General features: G+C 60.8%; 23 protein-coding genes and 1 pseudogene. 19 read left to right on the forward strand and 5 right to left on the reverse strand.

What is annotated here, in order from left to right; translation table 11 throughout:
* Positions 1-36 precede the first annotated feature (36 nt).
* Complete coding sequence (locus NKH50_RS11700) at positions 37-726, reverse strand: hypothetical protein (protein ID WP_352878841.1); 690 nt, start codon at positions 724-726, stop codon at positions 37-39.
* Positions 727-1,119: 393 nt separating this feature from the next.
* Between NKH50_RS11700 and NKH50_RS11705 the strand changes: the two are divergent.
* Positions 1,120-1,656, forward strand: a pseudogene (locus NKH50_RS11705) (transposase family protein); the annotation flags it as partial.
* 173 nt (positions 1,657-1,829) lie between these two features.
* Here NKH50_RS11705 and NKH50_RS11710 read toward each other — a convergent pair.
* The 4 genes from NKH50_RS11710 to NKH50_RS11725 all read right to left on the reverse strand — a co-directional run bounded on the left by NKH50_RS11710 (position 1,830) and on the right by NKH50_RS11725 (position 6,176).
* On the reverse strand, positions 1,830-2,450 hold the full coding sequence (locus tag NKH50_RS11710; RefSeq protein ID WP_352879121.1) for a nitrogen fixation protein NifQ: 621 nt from the start codon (positions 2,448-2,450) through the stop codon (positions 1,830-1,832).
* Between the two features lie 355 nt (positions 2,451-2,805).
* The gene (locus NKH50_RS11715) at positions 2,806-2,997 is read right to left on the reverse strand and encodes a ferredoxin (protein ID WP_352752948.1); all 192 of its coding nucleotides are present in this window, start codon (positions 2,995-2,997) and stop codon (positions 2,806-2,808) included.
* Positions 2,998-3,037: 40 nt separating this feature from the next.
* Entirely contained in the window at positions 3,038-4,255 is a 1,218-nt protein-coding gene (locus NKH50_RS11720; protein WP_352615343.1) for a cytochrome P450, read from the reverse strand.
* Between the two features lie 853 nt (positions 4,256-5,108).
* Positions 5,109-6,176 (reverse strand): hemin-degrading factor, encoded by a 1,068-nt coding sequence (locus NKH50_RS11725; protein WP_352494970.1) that lies wholly within the window; start codon positions 6,174-6,176, stop codon positions 5,109-5,111.
* 725 nt (positions 6,177-6,901) lie between these two features.
* Between NKH50_RS11725 and NKH50_RS11730 the strand changes: the two genes are divergently transcribed.
* The 18 genes from NKH50_RS11730 to NKH50_RS11815 all read left to right on the forward strand — a co-directional run bounded on the left by NKH50_RS11730 (position 6,902) and on the right by NKH50_RS11815 (position 23,925).
* Positions 6,902-7,222 (forward strand): HesB/IscA family protein, encoded by a 321-nt coding sequence (locus NKH50_RS11730; RefSeq protein ID WP_023678237.1) that lies wholly within the window; start codon positions 6,902-6,904, stop codon positions 7,220-7,222.
* 264 nt (positions 7,223-7,486) lie between these two features.
* Entirely contained in the window at positions 7,487-7,732 is a 246-nt protein-coding gene (locus tag NKH50_RS11735) for a NifU family protein (RefSeq protein WP_352878845.1), read from the forward strand.
* Entirely contained in the window at positions 7,683-8,900 is a 1,218-nt protein-coding gene (nifS, locus tag NKH50_RS11740) for a cysteine desulfurase NifS (RefSeq protein ID WP_352878848.1), read from the forward strand. The genes NKH50_RS11735 and nifS overlap by 50 nt, the downstream gene beginning before the upstream one ends.
* Entirely contained in the window at positions 8,897-10,117 is a 1,221-nt protein-coding gene (nifV, locus tag NKH50_RS11745) for a homocitrate synthase (protein WP_352878851.1), read from the forward strand. The genes nifS and nifV overlap by 4 nt, the downstream gene beginning before the upstream one ends.
* The gene (gene nifW / locus NKH50_RS11750; RefSeq protein WP_352752956.1) at positions 10,101-10,481 is read left to right on the forward strand and encodes a nitrogenase stabilizing/protective protein NifW; all 381 of its coding nucleotides are present in this window, start codon (positions 10,101-10,103) and stop codon (positions 10,479-10,481) included. The genes nifV and nifW overlap by 17 nt, the downstream gene beginning before the upstream one ends.
* Before the next feature lie 187 nt (positions 10,482-10,668).
* Positions 10,669-11,520 (forward strand): electron transfer flavoprotein subunit beta/FixA family protein, encoded by an 852-nt coding sequence (locus NKH50_RS11755; protein WP_352752958.1) that lies wholly within the window; start codon positions 10,669-10,671, stop codon positions 11,518-11,520.
* Between the two features lie 18 nt (positions 11,521-11,538).
* Positions 11,539-12,648: an electron transfer flavoprotein subunit alpha/FixB family protein gene (locus NKH50_RS11760; RefSeq protein ID WP_352857064.1), complete on the forward strand. Its 1,110-nt coding sequence runs from the start codon at positions 11,539-11,541 to the stop codon at positions 12,646-12,648.
* 9 nt (positions 12,649-12,657) lie between these two features.
* Complete coding sequence (locus tag NKH50_RS11765) at positions 12,658-13,965, forward strand: FAD-binding protein (RefSeq protein WP_352566085.1); 1,308 nt, start codon at positions 12,658-12,660, stop codon at positions 13,963-13,965.
* A gap of 11 nt (positions 13,966-13,976) precedes the next feature.
* Positions 13,977-14,276 carry a ferredoxin family protein gene (locus NKH50_RS11770; RefSeq protein WP_352480510.1) on the forward strand — a complete coding sequence of 100 codons (300 nt, stop codon included), beginning with the start codon at positions 13,977-13,979 and terminating at the stop codon, positions 14,274-14,276.
* Positions 14,277-14,448: 172 nt separating this feature from the next.
* Positions 14,449-16,212 carry a nif-specific transcriptional activator NifA gene (nifA, locus tag NKH50_RS11775; RefSeq protein ID WP_352878856.1) on the forward strand — a complete coding sequence of 588 codons (1,764 nt, stop codon included), beginning with the start codon at positions 14,449-14,451 and terminating at the stop codon, positions 16,210-16,212.
* 237 nt (positions 16,213-16,449) lie between these two features.
* On the forward strand, positions 16,450-17,928 hold the full coding sequence (nifB, locus tag NKH50_RS11780) for a nitrogenase cofactor biosynthesis protein NifB (RefSeq protein ID WP_352566029.1): 1,479 nt from the start codon (positions 16,450-16,452) through the stop codon (positions 17,926-17,928).
* 31 nt (positions 17,929-17,959) lie between these two features.
* A complete protein-coding gene (locus NKH50_RS11785; RefSeq protein ID WP_352457023.1) occupies positions 17,960-18,154 on the forward strand; it encodes a 4Fe-4S dicluster domain-containing protein in 195 nt (64 codons plus the stop codon).
* A 98-nt stretch (positions 18,155-18,252) separates the two neighbouring features.
* A complete protein-coding gene (locus NKH50_RS11790; RefSeq protein WP_352516056.1) occupies positions 18,253-18,573 on the forward strand; it encodes a nitrogen fixation protein NifZ in 321 nt (106 codons plus the stop codon).
* Positions 18,570-18,782 (forward strand): putative nitrogen fixation protein NifT, encoded by a 213-nt coding sequence (gene nifT / locus NKH50_RS11795; protein WP_023678250.1) that lies wholly within the window; start codon positions 18,570-18,572, stop codon positions 18,780-18,782. The genes NKH50_RS11790 and nifT overlap by 4 nt, the downstream gene beginning before the upstream one ends.
* 38 nt (positions 18,783-18,820) lie before the next feature.
* Positions 18,821-19,726, forward strand: a complete 906-nt coding sequence (locus tag NKH50_RS11800; RefSeq protein ID WP_352878860.1) for an SIR2 family NAD-dependent protein deacylase — start codon at positions 18,821-18,823, stop codon at positions 19,724-19,726.
* 72 nt (positions 19,727-19,798) lie between these two features.
* Complete coding sequence (locus NKH50_RS11805) at positions 19,799-21,667, forward strand: ABC transporter ATP-binding protein (protein WP_352566033.1); 1,869 nt, start codon at positions 19,799-19,801, stop codon at positions 21,665-21,667.
* Positions 21,667-23,562, forward strand: a complete 1,896-nt coding sequence (locus NKH50_RS11810; protein WP_352878863.1) for an ABC transporter ATP-binding protein — start codon at positions 21,667-21,669, stop codon at positions 23,560-23,562. Before NKH50_RS11805 ends, NKH50_RS11810 begins: the two co-directional genes overlap by 1 nt.
* 159 nt (positions 23,563-23,721) lie before the next feature.
* A complete protein-coding gene (locus tag NKH50_RS11815; protein WP_352457028.1) occupies positions 23,722-23,925 on the forward strand; it encodes a hypothetical protein in 204 nt (67 codons plus the stop codon).
* Positions 23,926-24,094 lie beyond the last annotated feature (169 nt).

Here is a 24,094-nt window from a genome sequence, read left to right on the forward strand (position 1 = left end):
GCGAAACTGTGCCTGAGGCTGTGCAAGGTGACTCCGTCAAGCGCTGCGGGCTGCGGAGGAACCTCCCCGTGGCGGCCGCCGCCAGTTGCCGCGCTGTCTTCTGGACCGTGCGCCACAGACCGGGCAATCCTTGTAGCCGGCGCCTTTTGCCTCGGCGGCGAAAACGAAATCGGAAATCGGGTCCAGATCATCGATGGTGGCGAACGCAGCGCGACCAAGCGGACGGAGCGAGAAACCTGTCTTTGTCTCTTCGAGGGCGATGCAGCTTCCGTTCGCATCAACCTCGTTCTCACCGGAGATGCTCGCACTCTCCTTCCTCACGCCGATCATGGCGATGAAGCGGATGCCGGCGATACCAGTCAGGCTGTGAAGTGGCTGGTTGTTGCGGTCGCGCTTGCACTCGAGCACCCTCAGGCTACCTGCGAGGAGGCGATACTGGTTGCAGTCAGCAGCGCCTTCTTCTGAGCATCGGCAAAGCGCGTACGCCCGTACCGGGTTCGCAGTGACGCGGTCATTCTCGATGCCCCAGGCGAAAATCGCTCCAAGCAGACCGAGAGTGCGGGTGATGGCACCCGTCCCGCCTCCAATCGATCGGCTGCGGAAGCCGAGCTTCTTGCCGCGGGCGGTCGCTTCCCGACAGTCCCGACCTTCATTGTCTGTTTGGACGTTGCCTGTCCGAAGCGCGGACGCGGATGGACAAAGCGACGGCGATCGGCCGGAGTTCATCACAAAGCTATATTGACGTACAAATTTTGTCTTGAACGGTATATCTTTCAGCGTTGTCGGCTCTTGAGGCGTGGCTGACCAAGGTCCGGGCTCGAAAAGGAATCCCCGATACTACTCGCGAGCATTTGAAAACGAGTTATCAGAGGTTGGAGCAGCTTGAGTCTGACGTCCAACGGAATCCGAAGTTGATGGACGAGTTCAAATCGTCTTTCGCTAAAACGTCAGCGCGGCTCAGAATCTTGTTTAGAACTCTGGCTCCTCAATAAAGGATGGTTTGGCTTCGAGCATTCGAATACGCGATGTAGGCCGCGATAAGTGAGTGTTATCGGAGGCTAGATGTTTGATCCCTGGCTTTAATGGTGCGATCTTTTCCACGGAATGGAAGGAGGCACTATGGGTCAGGTTCTACACGGCCGCGCCACGACGACAGAGGCGATCCGTCGAGCAATACAAAATAGTCAAGAGAGCCTGAAGAAGCTCGCCAAGCGCTATGGCATCGATCCCAAGACGGTCGCGAAGTGGCGCAACCGGACCTCGACCCCGCCGACCTTCCGACGGTCCCAGAGAGCCGCACTCGACGGTGCTGTCGCTCGACAAGGAAGCCGCCATCGTCGCCTTTCGCAAGCACGCTCTTGCCGCTCGATGATTGTCTCTATGCCCTTCAGCCGACGATCCCGCATCTGACGCGCTCGTCATTGCATGGTTGCCTTCAGCGCCACGGCATTTCGCGGTTGCCGCAGACGGGCGCCGACTAGCCGGCCAAGCAGAAGTTCAAGGCCTATCCGATCGGCTATTTCCACATCGATATCGCCCAGGCAGACCGCCGAGGACAAGCTGCGCCTGTTCGTTGCCATCGATCGGACGTCCAAGTTCGCTTATGCGCAGTTGCACGCGACCGCGGACAAGATGACGATGGTCCGGTTCCTTCGGATGTGATCGCGGCATGGTGCGGGTCGGGTCCTGCACCGCCATGATGACGGCCCGCCGAAGCGAGCATCGCGAGCGCACAGCATTCAAGTTCCTCGAAGGCGTCCGTCGACATTCGACAAGAGACATATGGCGCGGCGCGAGCGCTGGCGCCGTAGCATTGACGAAAGCGGCGCTCAATCCGAGGCGATGCCGTCCTTGATCCGTGTGAGGCGGCTTTCGCCTTCCTCCGGGCCGAAGCAGCTTTCGAAATCATTGCATTCCCGGCAACTGGGCGCGCTGCACAGCGAAAAACCTTCGGCCTCGCAGAGCTTTCGGTAAAAGTATTTTTTCCATTTCATGTTTTGGGTGTTGCCAGCCGCCAGCGTCGGAAAATGCGAGGCGAGCAGGCGGCCGAGGTCGGTTCGATTAAAAAGGCCAAGGTCCTGCCAGAGGTGGTCATTGCGCATGGCACGCCGGGCGATGATCTTGGCGAAGCGGGCGCTCGCCGGGTCGCCATGTCGGGCATGCGCCAGCAGCAGTCCATGCAGAAGTTCTTCTTCCAGATCCGGCTCGGGCTCGCTCACCTCTTTCAAGGCAAACGCGTTGATAGGAAAAGCAGGGAAACAGCGGACCAGGACATCGCGCAACTCGGCGCGCGAAAGTCCCGTTGCCTCCGTCGCCGTCGCCTCGCCGGCATCGATCTCCTCGAGCGCACGTGAAAGCACACAGGCAAGCACATGCTGGTCGAACCTCCTCTCCAGCTCGATGTGCGGCCATTGGCCGGTGCTGAGCCGGGCATAATGTTGGGCAAATATGGTGCGTTCTCCTGGTTTCGTCCTATCAAATCATGCAGAGACCCGGCCTGCCGCAACATGGGTCGGGCAGTTCTTCGGTATGGCACTCCGGGTCGCCTCGCGTCGAGTAGTTCGGCAATTCTCGTCTGGTCCATCGGCTCTGACGCAAATTCTGTGATTGGAAGAGGTGTTCGCGAACCCCTGCCCTGCAGTTTGCGCCTCATGGGGAACACCTCGGCGCCGGGAATGCCCCCGCGGAGTTGGACGTGGACGGTGCTGGGACAGAGGTCGCGTGCCGTCCTTTCCAGTGCGGCCACATGGTCGACCCCATTCAAGCCCGCCAGACTCTTGGTTGAATGACGTCTGATTCAAAGCGTCAGCGGGTGAGTTCCAGCGCACGTTCAGGACAGGATCGCGCGCCCCGCGATGCAGGCAGTTCCTCCCCTTCCGCAACTTCAATGTCACCAGGCAGGATATAGCCCTCGTCATCAAGCTTGAAGATGTCCGGCGCTTGCGCCGCGCATCGCGCGTGACCCTGGCATTTGGCCTTTTGGACGATGATGCGCATGGCGCTGCCTCCATTGTCTGTGCCCCGGGTCGGGGCGGGCCTAAGACCAGTCCAGGATCAAATTTTCGATCCCGAACACATGGCCGCCAGAGGTTATCGGTGCCGTACCCTGCTTGATCCTGAAAGCCGGGATGCGCGCCAACCACTCCTCCAGGCCAATGACAATCTCCCGCCGGGCAAGGTGTGAGCCAAGGCAACGGTGGGGACCATAGCCAAACGCTGCGTGGCGGTTGTCCTCCCGCTCCAAATCGATCGTGTTGGGGCATTCGAATTCCGCCGGGTCACGATTGGCAATCATCGTGGCGCAGGAAACATAGTCCCCCTTCCGGATCGGCGCGCCTTCGAAGTCGATATCTTTCGTAGCCACGCGGATCAACTGAATGGGCGGATAGGCCCGCAGCAATTCTTCGGTTGCGAGCGGGATGCGGTCCGGTTCGCTCCGCAGCAATTGCTGATCTTTGAGGTTGCGCGCGAGGTACGCCAAGTCAAAGCCTATAGCTGCTGCGACCGTGTCGAGCCCAGCGACGAAGACAAGCACGCCGATGCCGCGGACTTGGGTGTCCGTCAGCCGGCGGCCCTCGACCTGTGCCTGCACGATAAAGCTCATGAAATCGTCAACCGCCTCCTGGCGGCGCATGGCTGCAAGTTCGTCGATGAATGCCACGATCGTCCGGGCAGCCACAGGTCGTTCCTTATCGTCGCCGTGGAGCAGATCTTTCCCCCAGCCGACGAATGTATCGAGTCGGTCATCGGGCAACCCCAGAAAGCGAAGAAAGGTGCTCACCGCGAAAGGAAAGGCAAAATCCTTCATCACGTCGCAGCTTGTGCCCGACGCGGCGATCCTTTCGATCAGCTCGACCGCCCGTTCGCGGACAGCCGGTTCCAAAGCCAACACCCGCTTTGGCGAAAGCAGCGGATTGAGCAGTGAGCGAAAGACGCCATGGGCCGGTGGATCGAGCTCAAGCGGGATCGTCGGCCAGTTTTCACCCAGTATGGAGGAGAAGATGCTGCGATGGCTGGAAAAAGTCTCTGCGTCCTGCAGCACCTTCCGCTGGTCCGCGGCACGGGTGATGACCCAGGTACCCCGGCCATCTTGCGTGTTGTAGCGGGAGTAAAAGATCGGAGGCCCGTCATGTACGCAAGCGACAGCTGCGTGTGGATCCCCGTTGGGTGTTGGTGGCATCCCTGGCGATGTAAACAGGCTGAAGTCCCTCACCATTTCGGGCGGGACATGATCTGGAACGGGGTTGGTCGCCATTTTGTTTTCTCTACATTGGCGTTCATGGCTCGATTGAGATTGCACCGCTGTTCATAAAGTCGATTTCCAGCATGGGCACGTCTCTTGTCGGGCGCCTTCTAGATTCTGTCGCCTGATACAGCCCACCTGCATCAGCGCGGATGAGATCGGTTGCGAAGTCGATCAGAAGGGGCATCTCCGCCGCGCTGCGGTCATGAAGCAAAGCCGCCGCTTATCCCCGTTAGGGTTGAGAGGCTGGTCAATCACCTCTGAGCTCCGTGACGCACTGCTGATGCCCTGCTGATCAAATTGTCGAAGCAAGTCGCGTGCCGGATAGGCGTACCCATGGCGCTGCACCAAGCAATGCCAGCCTGCACTAGGCCCGCCGCTGATGATCACCTGTCCATCACTCTTAGGACAACGTCCGACAACCGACATCCGTGGTCGGTTTTGTCAAGTCCGCGACATCGGGCTGTTCGGCTTGGCTGCTGCTGCACAGCCTTCCGGTCGACGAGCGAGGAGATCGCTCGCACGGCCCGGATTGAGCAACGACGCGATCCAGCGCAAGGTTCGGGTGCGGTCCGACAAGACCCGGCCGCGCTTCCGCTTCGGTTCGGCGCTGATGGCATATGCGTTGTTGTAGCCGCTGCAAGGGTTTCCGGTCAGACGAGCGATGCACTCGTGCGCAGCGATCCGGCCGGCGACGAGCCTGACTGTATCGATGCGGTCAATTCCGGCGTGCACACCTGACCGTGCGTATGCGCTAACACGGCAAGCTCTATCGCACATGGACCTATATTTCCTCGCGACCCGCTGTCGGAACGTGGTGCCGAGTCCTATGGCGGCCGGTTCAATCCGAGGGCCTGTCGGCACTCTACACATCCCGGTCGGTCGGACCGGGAACGCGTGGCAGACTCTCGGCCAGAAACCGCCAGTCGCTGCGCTCGCGTTCGCCTTCCTTGCGCGTGCCGAAGAACTGGACGATCATCTTGCCGTCGGCGCCATAGGCTTCAACGGACGTGACGTGACCGTCCCTCGTCGGCTTGCGCACGGCCCAGACCTCGCGGATGTGATGAGTCCTAAGATGGAGATGGAAGTTCTCGTCGAGCACATTGATCCGCGGCCCGATCTGCTTGACCGACTTGATCGGGCCGGAATGGATCTGGATGCAACCACGATTGCCGACAAAGCACATGATCGGCATCTCGTCTTCGGCCGCCTGTTGGAACAGGGCGCCAACGGCATCATTGTCGAGCAGCCAGGCGTAATCCTCGTCGGCCATACGCATCGCCTGGCAGCGGCTGAGCTTCAGGGTCTTCAACATATGGTAGAACTGATGCACGTCGCTCAGCCGGCTCCAGTGCTCGCGTAGGTCGTCGACCGTGGCGGCTTGGTCTGGACTCACTGCATTATCGAGCGCCCCGCTCGCCTCGACCGATATGATCGGCTCCTGGTCGGAGGATACAAGCTCTGCCGCCAGATTCTGATAGGCGTGCAGGTTCGAGGCGGGCCTGAGATGTACTTTGTGCATCGCCTCGCCGGTGGCATCAAAGAATTGCAGGCTGCGGCGGATCTCGGCTCCCTCGCGCTTCTCGACGGCGAAGCCATACGCCCACGCTTTCGGGAAGATGCGCAGGTCGATCTCGTCGCCGAGCACCATGGCATGCGGGTTGCCGGTGACCACTTTGTCGTAGACGCCGATCTTTTGGTGCACGGCACTTTGGTTGCGGGTGACCGCCATCACCTCGCCGACCGCTTCGAGGCCGGTCAGCAGATCATCGACGCGCGGCTCGATGCGCACCGCGCCGTGACCACAATGCGCCGCGACCAATTCGGCTTCCGAAATGCCCAATCGAGCGGCGAGATCATGCTCCCGGATTTTCGGATTGTCTTCGCACGCCCGCCGGATTTCGTCCGGCGACGGTTTCTCGCGCTGGTCCATGTCTTACCCCTGCTTCCACCTACGTGTGAGGATCAGCTGCCCTGCCGGTGAATCTTCAGCCGATCGGGCGCGCCGTAATGCTCGACCCTGATCTGCTGCTGGCCCGTGAACAAAGTGTCGCTGGACAGCGTGCGCACGTCGTCGCACCCGCGCGAAAACCGGGGGTGCTATCGGAGCGGCGAGACCCGAGTGACACGTGCAGGCACATGCCGATGGAATCTCATCGAGCCGGTCGGTGGCCACCGGGCGGTGGTGAGCGATTGTGGGTGTTGTCGCAATCGGCCAATCGGTCATTCGGATGCCACGGGCGGCGCTGCTTCGCCAAACAAAGCGTGTCTGACCCAGTCCTGACATGTTGCTCCCTTGCTTCGCCGCATCGATCGCGAGGGCACCCACGACACGATTGTGGATCGGCAGTCTCTTGCCGCCTCGCCAGTGGAGCTTCAAAAACTGTGCCAATTGCGCCGAAGCAAGCCCAGAAGGAGTCTTCTGTAATGGTCATTGGTTTAATGTGAGTTCAGCCAACAACTCAGGCCCAACATCCCGCGTGGCGGACCCGACAAACCCGACAGTACGTGTCGGTTGGCCGACACCTTCGCAGCAATGGACTCACAAGAACCACCGCAGGGTCAGAGATGCCGCGCTGTGTTGAAACATTTTTTCGCTTTGGCACGGTGCATGCAACGTGATGCGCAAGCAGGTCCCGGACTGAGGAGAATGGAGCCATGATTACGCTCACCGACAACGCTGTTGCCGCCATCAAGACTGCTCTTTCCCGCGCCAGCGAGCCGGCGGAAGGCTTTCGCATCATGGTCCAGGCCGGCGGCTGCGCCGGCTTCAAATACTTAATGGGCCTGGAGAGCGTGTCGCGCGAGGGCGACGCGATCACCGAGACAGATGGGATCAAGCTGTTCGTGGACGCGGGCTCCCAACCGCATGTCGCCGGCATGACCGTCGACTTCCTCACCGGGCTCGAATCTTCCGGCTTTGTCTTCGATAACCCCAACGCGCGCGAGAAGTGCGGCTGCGGCAAGTCCTTCAGTTGATCGCCCGAAGCGCCTGTGCGGGTCCATGAAGCGATTGCCGCCGACGGACTCATTTGCGGCAGAGGAGGCTTATATGGCCGGCACAACAGATGTCCCTGTCCTCAAGAACAAGGCAAGGTCGAAGCCGATCTTGGGACCGGCAATCGCTTCAGGTAGGATGCAAAGAACGTCGCCTCCCGAAACAGTTCGGTTCCTGGTGGCACCCAAGCTGCTGGCGGCCAAATCGCGCCGCTGCGCCAAATTCGGCTTATCGATAACGTTGTCGTGTTCGGGCGTCCTTACCTGCGGGCTGACGGCGGCGACTGCGGACTTGGCCATGCCGACGCCGATCCGGTCTACGTCAAACTCTCGGGCGTCCGCGCCGGCTGCCAGTTCGGGCCCATCATCATCAACGGCATACGCCAGAGGCTCAATGAGGCGGTCGCGCGCTCGCGTCATTCCGGTCAACTGAGGATCGCACATGAAACCTATCTACCTCGACAACAACGCAACCACACGGGTCGATCCTGAGGTCGTGCAAGCGATGTTGCCGTTCTTTAGGGATCAATTCGGCAACCCTTCGTCGGCGCACGCTCTTGGCGCCTCAGTCAGTGCGGCGGTGAGAAAGGCGCGGAGGCAGTTGCAAGCTCTGATCGGCGCGGAGTTCGACGATGAGATCACCTTCACCTCGGGTGGGACAGAAAGCGACAATGCAGCGCTTCTTTCGGCGCTCGAGGCGGCGCCCAACCGAACCGAAATCGTGACGTCCGCGGTCGAGCATCCCGCCGTGCTGACGCTCTGCGCGCATCTTGAGAAGACCCGCCGCGTCAAGGTGCACAGGATCCCGGTGGATTGCCGTGGCCGGCTCGACCTCGACGCCTATATGGCCGCCCTCACCCCACAGGTGGCAATCGTCTCGATAATGTGGGCGAACAATGAGACTGGTGTGATCTTCCCCGTGGCCAGGCTTGCCGAGTTGGCCAAGGAAGTGGGCGCCCTTTTCCATACCGATGCTGTGCAGACGGTCGGCAAGCTTCCGATGGACCTGAAGTCGACCGCAATCGACATGCTGTCGCTCTCCGGCCACAAGCTGCACGGGCCGAAAGGGATCGGCGCGCTTTTCGTAAAACGTGGCGTCAATTTCCACTCGCTGATCAAGGGGGGCCACCAAGAACACAACCGGCGTGCTGGCACCGAGAATACGCCCGGCATAGTCGGGCTCGGCATGGCGGCCGAACTCGCCTTGAAATTCATGGACGACGAGACCACACGGGTAAAGTCGCTCCGCGACCGTTTAGAGGACGGAATTCTCCAGCGCATCCCAAGCACCTGTGTCACTGGTGATCCCCTGGAACGGTTGCCCAACACCGCAAACATCTCCTTCGAACATGTCGAAAGTGATGGAATTCCACTCCTCCTCAGCCGCGTGGGCATCGCGTGTTCCTCCGGCTCCGCCTGCACCTCCGGCTCTCTGGAACCGAGCCATGTCCTGAGCGCGATGAAAACGCCACACGCGGCAGTCCGCTTCTCCTTGGCGCGGGACAACGGCGAAGCGGACGTCGACCGGGTGCTCGAGGTCATGCCGGCAATCGTGGAGAAGCTGCGTGGCTTTCCCAGTTCTGGGCCGGGTAAGCGAAGCTCCGAAGACGTTCAATCCGGTCTATGCCTGAGCGGCAGCAGAACAGGCTACCGTTCATGACCCGTCATGTCTTTCTCAACGATACGACCTTGCGCGATGGCGAGCAGGCGCCCGGCGTCGCCTTTACCACGACGGAAAAGCTGGAGATCGCCGAGTCTCTTGCGGCGGCCGGCGTCACAGAGATCGAGATCGGCACGCCGGTCATGGGCGCCGACGAGATCGAAACAATTCGCGCCGCGGTCGCGCGGCGTCTCCCGGTTCGGCTCATGGCCTGGTGCCGGATGACGTCGTTGGATCTCGATGCAGCGATCGAGAGCGGCGTCCACGCCGTCAATCTATCGCTGCCTGCGTCGGACATCCAACTTGCCGCCAAGCTCGGCCTCGATAAGGCGGGAGCGCTCCAGGTCATCCAGCATATGGTCAGGCGCGCAGCCGCCGCCGGCTTCTTCGTCGCGGTGGGCTGCGAGGATGCCTCGCGGGCCAATCGGGATCATCTCGCCCGCGTCATCGAGACGGCTGCACGCGCCGGCGCAAGCCGCGTCAGGCTAGCCGACACAGTCGGCGTTCTCGACCCGTTTTCGACCTTCGAACTTGTCGCCCAGCTCGTGGCGCAGTCTCCAATCGACCTCGAATTTCATGCGCACAACGATCTCGGACTTGCTGCCGCCAACACGCTGGCCGCGATCCGCGCAGGCGCGCGCCATGCCTCCGTCACCGTCCTGGGGCTCGGCGAGCGTGCGGGCAATGCCGCGCTGGAAGAGGTGGCCGCCGCGATGGCGGTCCTCGACGGCGCGGATACCGGCATCGAGCTGACCGCATTGCCCGACCTCGCCGCCCAGGTGGCTTGGGCCGCCCGCCGGCAGACCGCGGCCATTAAGCCGGTCGTCGGCGCCGATGTTTTCACCCACGAATCCGGCATTCACGTCGCAGGGCTGCTGAAGGACTCGCGTACTTATCAAGGGCTCGATCCGGCTCTCGTGGGCCGCTGCCGGCGTATCGTCATCGGCAAGCATTCCGGCGCCACTGCGATTGCCCATGTGCTGAGCGAAAGCGGTCGCGATCTCGACCCGGATCTGGCAGCCGCGATGGTGGCCCGCGTCCGGCGCGAGGCGGCCGAGACCAAATCGACCGTCACTGCAACTCAACTGATCGAGCTCTACGATAAATGTGCAGCGAGGCATCCCTCGCGGAGCTGTGCGGGTCCAGGTCAGCCGTGCGCGAGCGCACCGACGCCACAGTTTTGCGACCAAGGAGAATGCAATGAATTGTTCCGCTGACAGCCGCCCCATTGATGTCGCCGACATCCTCGCACGACTGAAGCGCCTGTCGGCTGCGGAGGAGTTCTTCTCAGTCCTTGGCGTCTCCTATGACCCGAAGGTGCTGAATGTCTCGCGGCTCCATATCATGAAGCGCGTGGGCCAATATCTTGCCGAAGAAGATTTCTCCGGTCTGCCCGACCAGGTGATTGCCGCGCGGGTGCGCGCGACGCTCGAACGCGCTTACGAGGACTTCGCGGTTTCCTCGCCGCTCACCCATCGGGTCTTCAAGGTGCTCAAAGACCACGATCCGAACAAACCTGCCACGCCGGGCCGCACCTTTGTCCCGTTCGACTCCGTACTGAAGCGGTTCGGACAGGAATGACCGCGACACGAGTTGCGACGCGACAATGTCGAGAAGCCGACAAATCCGGTCATCACCACGGCGCCCTCAGAAGCAACCAAGCGAAGTTCTAGGAATAGGGGCAGCGCAAAACAGTTGGCACGAATGATGCGCACCAAAGTGATAACCGCCAAGCCCGCATCCGGACAGGAGCCTAGAGAAACCGCCAATGCACATCGTAATCTGCATCAAGCAGGTGCCGGACTCGGCACAGATAAGGGTCCATCCGGTGACGAACACGATCATGCGCCAGGGTGTTCCGACTATCATCAACCCTTACGACCTGTTCGCCCTCGAAGAAGCCCTCAGACTGCGCGACGCGCATGGTGGCGAAGTCACCGTGCTCACTATGGGTCCGCCCATGGCAGAGGACGCGCTGCGCAAGGCGCTCGGTTACGGCGCCGACCGAGCGGTGCTCTTGACCGACCGCTATTTTGCCGGCTCCGACACGCTGGCGACCTCGTTCGCCCTTTCCCAGGCAATCGCGAAGGTTGGCGAGACGTTCGGCACGCCAGACCTCGTCTTCACCGGCAAGCAGACGATCGATGGCGACACCGCCCAGGTCGGGCCCGGCATCGCCAAGCGCCTCGGACTCCTGCAACTGACCTATGTCGCGAAGATCGCCTCTATTGACCTTGCTGCACGCGAGATCAAGGTCGAGCGCCGCTCCGAAGGCGGCACACAGATGCTGAAGAGCAGGCTCCCTTGCCTCATCACCATGCTGGAAGGCACAAACGAGATCCGCCGGGGCTCGATCCAGGACGCCCTGTGCGCCGCGCGCAGCCAGGTCTTGAAATGGAGTGCGGCCGACGCCGGCATTGAGGATCTCACCAAATGCGGCCTGCGCGGTTCACCGACGGTGGTCAAGCGCGTTTTCGCGCCTCCTGCGCGAGCGGAAAAGGCGGCAAAAATCGACACCGCCGAGATGGCCTTGCGCGATGTCGCTGACGAACTCATCACGGCAATTTTCACCCGCCAGCCGGCATTGGAACATGAGCTCGCCTTCAACGGCGGCGCGTGAGAGGGCAAGGAGCAGACGATGTCGACCGCGAACCGAGAAACCCCTCGCCCTGCCGCCGGCCGTGCCGGCATAAAGAAGGAGCTGCCCGCGCATTTCAAGGACTACCGGCACGTTTGGGTTTTCATCGAGCTCGAACGCGGCCAGGTCCATCCCGTATCATTCGAACTGCTCGGCGAAGGCCGCAAGTTAGCAGACAAGCTTCAGGTCCAGCTTGCGGGCGTCGTGCTTGGACCGCCGGGAGAGGCCATCGGGAACGCCGTTGCCGAAGCGTTCGCTTATGGCGCCGACCTTGTCTACATCGTCGAGGCGCCGCTGCTCGCCGACTATCGGAACGAGCCATTCACCAAGGCGATGACGGATCTGGTCGATACCCACAAACCCGAGATCCTTCTTCTCGGCGCCACCACACTCGGCAGGGATCTTGCCGGCTCCGTGGCGACGACCTTGCAGACAGGGCTCACGGCCGACTGCACCGAACTTGATGTGGATACCGACGGTTCGCTCGCCGCCACCCGTCCGACTTTCGGCGGTTCCTTGTTGTGCACGATCTATACGCTCAATTTCCGCCCCCAGATGGCGACAGTGCGACCGAGGGTCATGCCCATGCCGCAGCGGGCGGATAAACCGGTCGGGCGTGTCATCCGGCACAAGCTCTCGGTAGCCGAGGACGAGATCGTTACCAAAATCCTCGGCTTCCTGCCGGATAGTCAGTCGGCAAAGGCAAATCTTGCCTATGCCGACGTCGTGGTTGCCGGAGGCCTCGGTCTGGGCGCGGCGGAGAACCTGCAGCTTGTGAAGAATCTCGCGCGAGCAATCGGCGCCGAGCACGGCTGTTCGCGCCCGTTGGTCCAGAAGAGCTGGATGCCAGCTGATCGGCAGATCGGCCAAACTGGCAAGACCATCCGGCCGAAGCTTTACATAGCGGCCGGGATTTCCGGCGCCGTCCAGCATCGGGTTGGCGTCGAGGGGGCGGATCTCATCGTGGCCATCAACACCGACCCGAACGCGCCGATTTTCGATTTCGCTCACCTCGGGATCGTCACCGACGCGATCCGCTTCCTGCCCGCACTGACGGAAGCCTTCACGCGGCGGCTGTCGCCCCACAGTCGCGACAAGCTTGCGAGCTAAGGGATGGACATGATTGAGGAACAATTCGACGCCATTGTTATTGGGGCCGGCATGTCCGGAAACGCAGCTGCTTACACCATGGCCAGCCACGGCCTGAAGGTGCTGCAGTTGGAGCGGGGTGAATATCCGGGCTCCAAGAATGTCCAGGGTGCCATCATGTACGCGAACATGCTGGAGAAGATCATCCCGGATTTCCGGGACGATGCGCCTCTCGAGCGGCATTTGGTTGAACAGCGGCTTTGGGTGATGGACGACACATCCCATACCGGGATTCACTATCGGTCGGACGACTTCAATGAGGCGAAGCCCAACCGCTACACGATCATTCGTGCCCAGTTCGATAAGTGGTTTTCGCGTAAGGTGCGCGAGGCCGGCGCGACGGTTCTGTGCGAGACGACCGTGACGGAACTCATCCGTGACGCCAAGGACAGGGTGATCGGCGTCCGCACAGACCGGGCCGGCGGAGCCATCTACGCGGACGTGGTCGTCCTCGCAGAAGGTGTTTCCGGGCTGCTTGGCACGCGGGCCGGCCTGCGCGAGATGCCGAAGCCGCAAACCGTGGCGCTCGCCGTCAAGGAAATGCATTTCCTGCCCGAAGAGGTCATTGAGGAGCGGTTCGGCCTCAAGGGCGATGAAGGCTGCGTGATCGAGGCGGTGGGCACGACCTCCCGCAGCATGGCCGGGCTCGGCTTCCTCTACACCAACAAGGAGTCGATCTCACTGGGCATTGGCTGCCTCGTCTCCGATTTCGCCGCGATGGTCGAGAGCCCTTACGTCCTCCTCGACGCCTTAAAAAAACATCCTTCGATCCGGCCGCTGATCGCCGGCTCGGAAGTGAAAGAATATTCCGCGCATCTCATTCCCGAAGGCGGCTACAAGGCTATTCCGCAGCTCTTTGGCGACGGTTGGGTCGTGGTCGGCGATGCCGCGCAACTGAACAACGCCATTCACCGCGAGGGCTCGAACCTCGCCATGACCTCCGGCCGCATCGCGGCTGAGGCAATCATCGAGGTCAAGAGCCGCAACGGTCCTATGACCAAACGGAATCTCGCCCTTTACAAAGCCATGCTGGACAAGTCCTTCGTGGTCAAGGACCTAAGGAAATACAAAGACATGCCGGCCTTGCTCCACACCAATTCCTGCAATTACTTCACGGCTTATCCGCGGTTGATGTCGCAAGCCGCGCAGAACTTCATGCGTGTCGACGGCACACCGAAGATCGAGAAGGAAAAGGCGACCACGGCGGCCTTCATCAAGGCGCGCTCGCGCTGGGGGCTGGTCAGCGACGCGGTCCGCCTTGCATTGGCGTGGCGCTGAGGGGAGACGAAATGACGATCGCAGTGACGAAGTCACGTGTCGAGGACAAGCTTTACCAGAACCGCTACTTGGTGGATTCCGGCCGTCCGCATATCAAAGTGCTACCGCACGAGAGGCCAAGCGCGAACTTGCTCGCGCTGACCCACGTCTGCCCGGCGAAATGTTATGAGTTGAACGATAAAGGTCAAGTGGAGATCACTGCCGACGGCTGCATGGAGTGCGGCACCTGCCGGATTTTGTGTGAGACCAGTGGCGAGATCGAGTGGAACTATCCACGCGGCGGTTTCGGAGTCCTCTTCAAATTCGGATGACCGACGCACGCACGTATCAAGAGGGTTAATCTCCCCCTGAGGTCGCGACCAACGCCAAGTCTATCTTTGCTTGAATCGCAACGAAGAGAAGCTCGTGAATACTGTGCTTTCAGAATTCAGACTCAGACACAAAAGGAGGAGCACTCTGGACGACAACCCCTGAGGTGTTTCCATGGCTCACGTACCGCAAGATCGGGTCGACGAGGTAGCACCTCGGGATACCCGCCCTGAACCGCCCATCAAAAGCATGCCCCAAGCAGATATCGCGCTCAGGGGACTCTACGAGATATCGAAGGTGCTGACCGCCCCCAGCGAGCTGGAGATTACGCTCGCCAATGTCGTGAACATCCTGCCTTCGTTTCTGCAGATGCGTCACGGAGCAATCGTCGTCCTGGACGCTGAAGGAGAGCCGGAGATTGCCGCAACTGCCGGCAACACCCACGCACCTCAATCAGGCACTCGCCGCGTCATACCACAGGCCATAACAGATCAAATCGTCGCTACGGGGACGCCGCTCTTCATACCGGACGTCCGCAAGTCCCAACTATTTCAGGCTGACCTTCAAACGTCTTCGAGCAGCGGCACCATCCCGATTGCCTTTATCGGTATCCCGCTAAAGGCTGATCATAAGATCCTTGGGACATTGTCGATCGACCGCGCCGGAGACGGCGCCACCGACTTTCGCGACGACGAGGACACATACTTCCTGACGATGGTCGCCAACCTTGTCGGCCGGACCATCCGTCTCCATCGCACCCTGAGTACAGATCGTCAGCGGTGTGTCCATGAGCAATGGAGACCGGAGAAATCGCCCAACGAGGGGAGGACCTACGACCCTGCCCGGCATGCGGATGCCAAAATCGACGGGATCATCGGGGAAAGCCCCGCACTCAAGCAGGTGCTCGAAACCGTCTCGGTCGTAGCAGGGACCAATTCCACCGTGCTTCTGCGGGGTGAAAGCGGCACCGGCAAGGAATTCTTTGCGCAAGCCATTCATAAGCTCTCACGTCGGAGGAAGAAGTCTTTCGTCAAATTGAACTGCGCCGCACTGTCTGAAAGCGTTCTGGAGTCAGAACTGTTTGGGCATGAAAAGGGCGCTTTCACGGGTGCTATCTCCCAGCGCGCCGGTCGTTTTGAATTGGCAAATGAGGGAACGCTGCTACTTGATGAAATCGGCGAGATTTCGCCGGCCTTTCAAGCCAAGCTGTTGCGTGTCTTGCAGGAAGGCGAGTTGGAGCGAGTCGGCGGCACCAAAACGCTACAGGTCGACGTGCGCCTCATATGCGCCACCAACAAGGACCTCGAGACGGCCGTCATAAAAGGGGAGTTCAGGGCCGACCTTTATTACCGCATCAATGTGGTGCCAATTATCCTGCCTCCGCTCAGAGAGCGACCCGGCGATATTCCACGCCTTGCGAACGCCTTCCTCAACCGATTCAACAAGGAGAACGATCGCGCACTCGCCTTCGCGCCGTCGGCGTTTGACCTGATCTCGCAATGCTACTTCCCTGGTAACGTCCGCGAGCTGGAGAACTGCGTCCAAAGGACGGCCACACTTGCGCGTTCAAGGACGATCACGCCATCCGATTTCGCCTGTAAGAAGAGCCAGTGCCTTTCCTGGCTCCTCTGGAAGCGAGCCGACCGCTCGAATGGCGGCAATGCCATCGACGATCTCACACGGGTCAACGCAGTGCCGGTCGGATTGCGGCTGCCGGCCAGTCGCATCGGTGCCTCCGCAGGCAACGTATCTCCCCTTACGGCCGGCGATCCGAACGATCCCGCTTGTCCCCCGCGTCTGACGGAACGCGACCGGCTGATCGACGCGATGGACAAAGCCGGTTGGGTTCAGGCCAGGGCGGCTCGTATCCTCGGCCTCACGCCGCGGCAAATCGGCTACGCCCTGCGCCGGCATGGTATCGAGGTGAAGAAATTCTAGCGTTGTGATGACGTCAAATGTAAGCCCGGAGTAGTCTCCCTCACACTCTGCGCGCCCAAGGCTGGTAGCCTTCGCGACCCGATTTGCTTGTCCACTGTCGGAAGCCCGACAAAGGTGTGTCGGAGCAATCGGACGGAATCCGACAGGAAAGCCAATTCGTGAACCAAAACCGCTCTTTGAGCTGGCATAGCTCTTGCGGTTTGAACTGCGACATTCACCCAGCAACGGAGCCGTTCGATGTCCGCACCGGCAATTTCGCTTGAGAGCCTCAGCACGACATTCAATGACCAGCTGCTTGCCACCGTGAAAGCCGGTGGCTGCGCGTCTTCGTCCTGCGGCTCGTCGATAAAGCCGGACGACATGGATCCGGCTGTCTGGGACAAGATCAAGGATCATCCCTGCTTTTCAGAAGAGGCGCATCACTATTTCGCGCGCATGCACGTCGCGGTCGCGCCCGGCTGCAATATCCAGTGCAACTACTGCAATCGCAAATATAACTGCGCCAACGAAAGCCGGCCTGGGGTGGTCTCCGAAAAGCTGACGCCCGACCAGGCGCTACGCAAGGTGATCGCGGTCGCCAACGAGGTGCCGCAGCTTTCCGTGCTCGGCATCGCCGGACCTGGCGATGCCTGTTACGACTGGAAGAAGACGAAGGCAACGTTCGAACGAGTCGCCAGGGAAATCCCAGACATCAAGTTTTGCATCTCCACGAATGGGCTCGCGCTGCCGGACCATGTCGATGAGCTTGCCGACATGAATGTCGATCACGTGACGATCACCATCAACATGGTCGACCCTGAGATCGGTGCAAAGATCTATCCTTGGATCTTTTACGACCATCGCCGCTACGTCGGCATCGAAGCCGCCCGGATCCTGCACGAGCGGCAGATGTTGGGTCTGGAGATGCTGACGGCGCGCGGCATCCTCACCAAAATCAATTCGGTGATGATCCCCGGCGTGAACGATGAGCATCTGATCAAGGTGAATAGATGGGTCAAGGAGCGAGGCGCGTTCCTGCACAACCTCATGCCGCTGATTTCGGACCCGGCGCACGGCACGCACTACGGACTGAGCGGGCAACGCGGCCCAAACGCAATGGAGATGAAGGCTCTTCAGGATCGTGTCGAAGGCGGCGCCCAGTTGATGCGCCACTGCCGGCAGTGCCGGGCAGATGCCGTCGGCCTGCTCGGTGAGGATCGTGGCCAGGAATTCACACTCGAGCGGATTCCCGGCGAGGTCACCTACGATGCCAGCAATCGCAAGGCCTATCGGGAGCTGGTCGCGGAGGAGCGCCGTGATCACATGGCGGCTAGGAGAGAAGCGATCGGATTGGTCAAGGCAGCGAGCCCCGGCAAGTCCCTTCTCTTCGCGGTGGCGACCAAGGGCGGCGGCCGCGTCAATGAACATTTCGGCCATGCGAAGGAATTCCAGGTTTATCAAGCCTCGCCGAGAGGGATCAGTTTTGTCGGGCATCGGAAGGTCGAGCAGTATTGCCTCGGCGGCTGGGGCGGAGAAGCCGCCCTCGATGGCGTCATCGCAGCGCTTGAAGGCATAGATATCGTGCTGTGCGCCAAGATCGGAAACTGCCCGCAGGATCAGCTCGCGGACGCTGGAATCCGAGCCACCGACACTTATGCCCATGACTATATCGAGACCGCAATCAGCGCGATTTACGCCGCCGCGTGTGGGACCCCCGCACTCGCGGCGACGGCCTGAGCTGTCTCATTCATTCGGACCAGGAGTTAAAATGGCTTTCAAGATCATCGCATCCCAATGCACCCAATGCGGCGCCTGCGAATTCGAATGTCCCTCCGGCGCGATCAAGTTCAAAGGCGAGAGCTACGTGATCGAGCCCCACAAGTGCACCGAGTGCGAGGGGGTCTTCGATGCGCAGCAATGTGCCTCGGTATGCCCGGTGCCGAAGACCTGCGTTCCTGCGTGACGGACATTGGGCTGCCGACATGGTCGGGGCTGCCTGCGCAGGACGCCTGGAACGCCTTGTTCACAATCTGCAGCCTCAAGGGAAATCAGGGAACGGACATGTCGCTCGGACGCGAAGAGGAGGTCGAAATCCGCAGGCCTCCACGATTCATGCCGGGAGAGCGGGTACGTGCCACTCGCCATATAAAAAATGACGGCACCTATCCTGGCAGGGAGATCGGCGAAAATCTCGTGCGGAAGGGCGACGAGGGATATGTGCGCGACATTGGCACCTTTCTCCAGCAGTTCTTCATCTATGCGGTCGAATGGATCGACCGTGGCACCGTCGTCGGCATGCGAGCGCGTGAACTGATGAGCCTCGACAAAGCCGAGGCGCCCTGCAGTGCTGATAGCAATACCAATGAAGGGACGGCCAGATGAAAGTCATGATCCGCAGGACCGATGCTGGCTTGTCGGCGTATGTCCCGAAGAAGGACCTCGAAGAGCCGATCATCAAGCTCGAGAAGGAAGAGTTGTGGGGCGGAACTGTGACGCTCAGGAACGGGTGGCGGCTCCTCCTACCCGATCTTCCACGGGATACGCGTCTGCCGATCACCGTCGAGGCAAGGAAGGTTTCCGAAGAGGACTGATGCTGCCCGTTCATAAGGTGCGTCGCGAGGAAACGAGCATGAACACGATCCTGACATCGGGCCACCTGGTCATCGTGCGGGACAGTTTTGCCGAAAAGCTGCTTGACCTGGCGAAGGAAGCGCTCGCCGCCGATCAGGTGATCCCCTATCTCGGTCCGGGTCTTCTTGGGTTCAACTGTGCGGAACCGCCTGTGCCGCATACGCCCGAGGTCGTTGCCGCGGCACTCAATGCACGGGCGCCAGCCCCTTCCAGGATCCGCACCAATATGTGGTCGGTTGCGCAGTTCATCGAACAGCGCCGGCATCGCCGGACGCTTCAAGCTTGGATGACCGACATATTCGCAGCGCCGGTGGCGCCTACCCTCCTCCACGCCTGGCTCGCAAGGCTGCCGCTCTCCCTCATCGTCGACAGCTGGTACGACGGCGCGATGCGCACGGCTCTCGTAGAGACCGGCCGAACGGACGTCGTTGAGATACAAGGCGTCACGCGGGCGAACGAAATCGGTAACATTTGGACGAAAACCTACGATTTGTCCGGGAGGGAACTCGACCCCCGATCGGGGGCAAAGACGGTTCTCTATACACCTCACGGGAGTATTAGGCCGGCGCAAAACTTTCTCGTCGCAGATTCCGACTATGTCGAAGTCCTGACCGAAATCGATATCCAGACACCGATCCCAGACGTGGTGAAGGAACGGCGCATCACCCGTGGATTTTTCTTCGTTGGCTGCCGCTTCAACGATCAGATGCTGCGCACCTACGCCAGGCAGATCATGAAGCGCTCCCGAGGTCCACATTGCGCGGTAATGGACGCGGAAACGCTGACCAGAAACGAAGCGCGTTTCCTTGCGGCAAGCGGAATCACGGTGATCGACATGCCAGTAAGTGAAGCCGCGGCTCGGCTTATAGGAACGGGCACTGCTGCAGGTGGTGGACAGGATTAACAATGGCGGCCCCTTTGATGATTGGTCCTTCGGCTTGCCTCGAAGGCGAAAAATGCAGTCGGGAATACACCCGTGAGCAGTGATGCTATCGGCAGCGCAACGAACGCTCTAAATTCGTTGACCCATGTGGAAGTGGCGCGCTGGGGCCGGGATTTGAGTACGCTGTTGCGCATCACGCGTATGAATTTGCGGCATCCCTGGCAGGTCGCCTTCGCTATGGGCTCGACGGTCCTGGCGGCAATCCTCCAGTTGCTCATTCCCCAGCTTCTCGGCCGGGCCGTCGACCTGACCCAGACAGCCATCGGGGGCGGTGTCGCGGGGACCGCGGCAGGACAAGCGCTCTGGATCCCGGCTCTCCTGCTGCTCGCCGTCAGCGCGCTACGCGGCCTTTTCACGATGGCGCAGAACTATTTTGCCGAAGCCGTCGGGCATCATGTCGCGTACGAACTGCGGCTCGCCTACTACGACAAGATCCAGCGTCTCAGCTTTTCCTTTCACGACCGGGTCCATTCAGGCGATCTGATCACCATCGGAATGCTCGATCTCCAAGGCGTGCGGATGTATTTTTCCACCGCGCTCGTTCGCGTGCTCCTGCTCACCATGCTGATCGGGATCGGCGCCTACATGATGATCTCGACCGATCCCATGCTCGGCCTGGTCGCGCTGAGCTTCGTGCCTTTTGTCGCCTGGCGCTCATCGGCCACACAGCTTAGGCTGCGCGCCACCTGGCTCGACCTGCATGAGCGGCTTTCAGTACTAAGCCGCGTGATGGAGGAAAATCTCGCAGGCATCCGCGTGGTCCGCGCTTTTGCGGCTCAAGCCTATGAGATGCTGAAGTTCGACGGCGCTTCCAAGAACGCGCTCGACCTCGCCCACGACCGAGTTGACATCTACGTGCCCAGCACGTCGGCGATGACCTTGTCCTTCTTTTTCGCAATGGGATTGGTGCTCTGGATCGGTGGCAGCAAGCTCGTCGCTGGCGAGATAAGCGTCGGAACGGTGGCGACCTTCCTGACCTTCATGACAATCCTGCAAATGCCAGTCCGCCAGATCGGCCTCATGGTCAATGCCTTTGCCCGCGCTTCTAGCTGCGGTTCGCGGCTTTTCGGTCTCCTCGACCAGGAGATCACAATCAGGGATGCTCTCGAGGCCAGACCGCTCGAGATAAGCGACGGCACTCTGCGCTTCCACAATGTCTCGTTTGCGTACCCCAGCGCCGAAAACCGCGCCATTCTGAAGAACCTCAGCTTTGAGGCCCGTAGAGGCGAGACGATCGCGATCGTCGGTCCGCCGGGTTCGGGCAAATCGACGATAGCTCATCTGGTCCCCCGCTTTTATGACGTGACCGGTGGCGCCATCACGCTGGACGGCCAGGACATACGCAATGTCACCCTCGCGACGCTTCGCAAGGCGGTCGCCGTCGTACAGCAGGATGCATTCCTATTCACCACTACGATCGAGAACAACATCGCTTATGGCGATCCCTGGGCGAAGAGACAGCGAATCGAACGCGCTGGCGAATTCGCCCAGCTCCACAACTACATCCTCGGGCTCCCAGCGGGCTACGAGACGGTCGTGGGCGAACGCGGCGTCTCTCTCTCTGGCGGCCAGCGCCAGCGTCTCACGATTGCTCGCACCATGATGCTGCGCCCCTCCGTCGTCGTTTTCGACGACTCAACGGCCGCGATCGATGCCGGCACCGAGCAGCGCATCCGCGCGGCGATGCGGCGCTTCGCCAAGGATCGGGTGACGATCATCATCGCGCACCGGCTGAGTGCGCTTGTGCATGCCGATCAGATCCTTTTTGTCGATAACGGCGAAATCGTAGAACGCGGCACGCATCAAGAGCTTTTGGCGAAGCGGGGACGCTACAGGGCCCTTTACGATCTCCAGACGCGCCCGGGTGATGACAATATGACCCAGTATGGGGGCGCCCGCTGATGACGCAGGGCCGCGCCGGCGAAGTCGAAGCCGAACGTGACGACGGTAGACGCCCTCCGCGCGCGGTTGTCGGCTCGCACCGCATCGAGGAGGAGATGTTCGGCCGGGCTTTCGACAAGAGCATCCTCCGGCGCATCTGGGCTTTCGTCCGTCCCTATCGGGCCAGGGTAGTCATCACGATTGCAGCAATGCTGATCTTCACCGGGACGCAGCTTCTCATCCCGTTGATCATCCGCTACGCGCTCGACCAGGGCATGAACCCGGCAAGGACCGATCGCTCAGCCCAGCTCGCGGCCGTCGGCGCGTTCGTTTTGGCGATTTTGGTCAATTTCGCTGCCGGCTACATGCAGGAAACCGTGGTTGGGAAAGTGGCCGAAACTGTCCTGTTCGACATCCGCCGCGCCATGTTTGGCCATCTGCAGAAGGTTTCGCTCTCCTTCATGGACAAGACCGAGGTCGGACGCCTCATGTCGCGCCTGCAAGGCGACGTCAACTCCATACAGGAATTCCTCGAAACCTCGGTATATTCCGTAGGCGATGTTGCGCTTCTCTTCGGCATCGTTTTCGTAATGCTGTGGCTCGACTTCCGCCTCGGCCTCCTGACGCTCTCGGTTCTGCCGGTCCTGGTGATCGTCCGCATTGTCTGGCTGCCGCGTGCCCGCGACGCCTTCATGGCCGCACACGAGACTAATTCCGTCGTCAACGGCGCGCTGGCCGAAGCCATTCACGGCGTGCGCACCGTCCAGTCAATGGACCGCCAGCAGGTGAATTTCATCCTTTTTGACGACAAGGCCCATGCCAACCTCAGGACCCACCTGATCGCTGCCAAATATGCACTGGTCATGGTGCCTATCGTCGATGGCCTCACCGGCCTCGCCATGGCCGCCGTTATTGTGGTCGGCGGCTCGATGGTCATGAATGGCCGCATAGATGTGGGCGTATTGGTTGCCTACCTATTTTACATCCAGCGCTTCTTTGACCCGATCCGCTCACTCACCCTGCAATATTCGGTCATGCAGCGCGCCATGGCCTCAGGCAAGCGCCTGACCGATGTGCTCGACGTCAAGATCGATGTTCAGGACAAACCCAATGCCGAGGTGCTTTCGCCCGAAATGGACGGCTCGGTCGAGTTCAGGGACGTCACCTTCGGCTACAATCCGAACCGTTCGGTGCTGAAAAATGTCTCCTTCCGGGTCAATCCCGGCGAGACGGTCGCACTGGTCGGGCCGAGCGGTTCTGGCAAATCGAGCGCGATGGCCCTGGTCCACCGCTTCTATGATGTTCAGCAGGGCCAAGTGCTGGTCGGCGGACATGATGTGCGCGATCTCACCCAGGAATCGCTCGGCCGCCAGGTCGCCATGGTGCTGCAGGAGCCGTTCCTGTTCACCGGGACGGTCTTCGAGAACATTCGATACCACGAGACGGAAGCCACGCGCGACAAGGTGATCGAGGCCGCCAAGGCGGTCGGCGCCCACGACTTCATAATGAGCCTCGCCGACGAGTATGAGACCCAACTTGGCGAACGCGGCGACAACTTATCTCTCGGCCAGCGCCAGCTTATCAGTTTCGCCCGCGCCCTCGTCGCCGACGCCAAGATCCTCGTGCTCGACGAAGCTACCGCCAACATCGACAGCTACACGGAAATGCAGATTCAGAAGGCTCTGATAAAGCTGCTTGAAGGGCGCACTGGCCTCGTCATCGCCCACCGTCTTGCCACGATCCGGGGTGCCGACCGCATCATCGTGCTTCAGAATGGCCAAGTTATTGCGACTGGCAACCACGATCAGCTAATAGCCATGGGGGGCCTGTATTCCAAACTCTACAATCTCAACTACGCCTCCTTTGACGATATTCCAGAACACGATACGACCGTACAAGCCGGCTCCCAGACCTGACGTCTTGGCGGCCTTGTGGTACTGACATTGACTTCGGGCGTGCCGGCGGACACTCAGGCCGCCGCAGACGAGGAAGCAGGCAGCATTCATGCAAAGCACTCGCGCGGATCGTGAAGACCGGCTGCGAACGATTTCCTCCAGCGTCGTTATCCGACCGCGGTGCACGCCGCGACATCGGGCGAACTCGCTCCAGGTGGTGTCGCTCGGCGTAGCAAAGCCGCTCGCGAGCGCGCCCTCAACAGCGCCGTAGCGAGTGACGGCTTTGCTACCGCCGAGCCGCTGATGAAGCTGGATGCGGGAGCGGCCACCGGCGCCGCCCCGGTCGAGAAGAACCTCTTGCGGCGGGCTATGGGCAACGACTAGCGCGAGCGCGACGAGCAGATGCGTGCCGGCATCGTGACGCGCTCGGCCATCATCTCCTTAGGATCGTGCAGTCTCACACCGTGCCCAGATGCCGGCCAACGCACAAACCTGGTAATCTGTGCCGCCGGCTCGTCGTCAGTTTGGCCTCCCTCACGATTTCCCAATCCCC

Source organism: Mesorhizobium sp. M1027 (genome assembly GCF_040318745.1).
Taxonomy (GTDB): domain Bacteria; phylum Pseudomonadota; class Alphaproteobacteria; order Rhizobiales; family Rhizobiaceae; genus Mesorhizobium.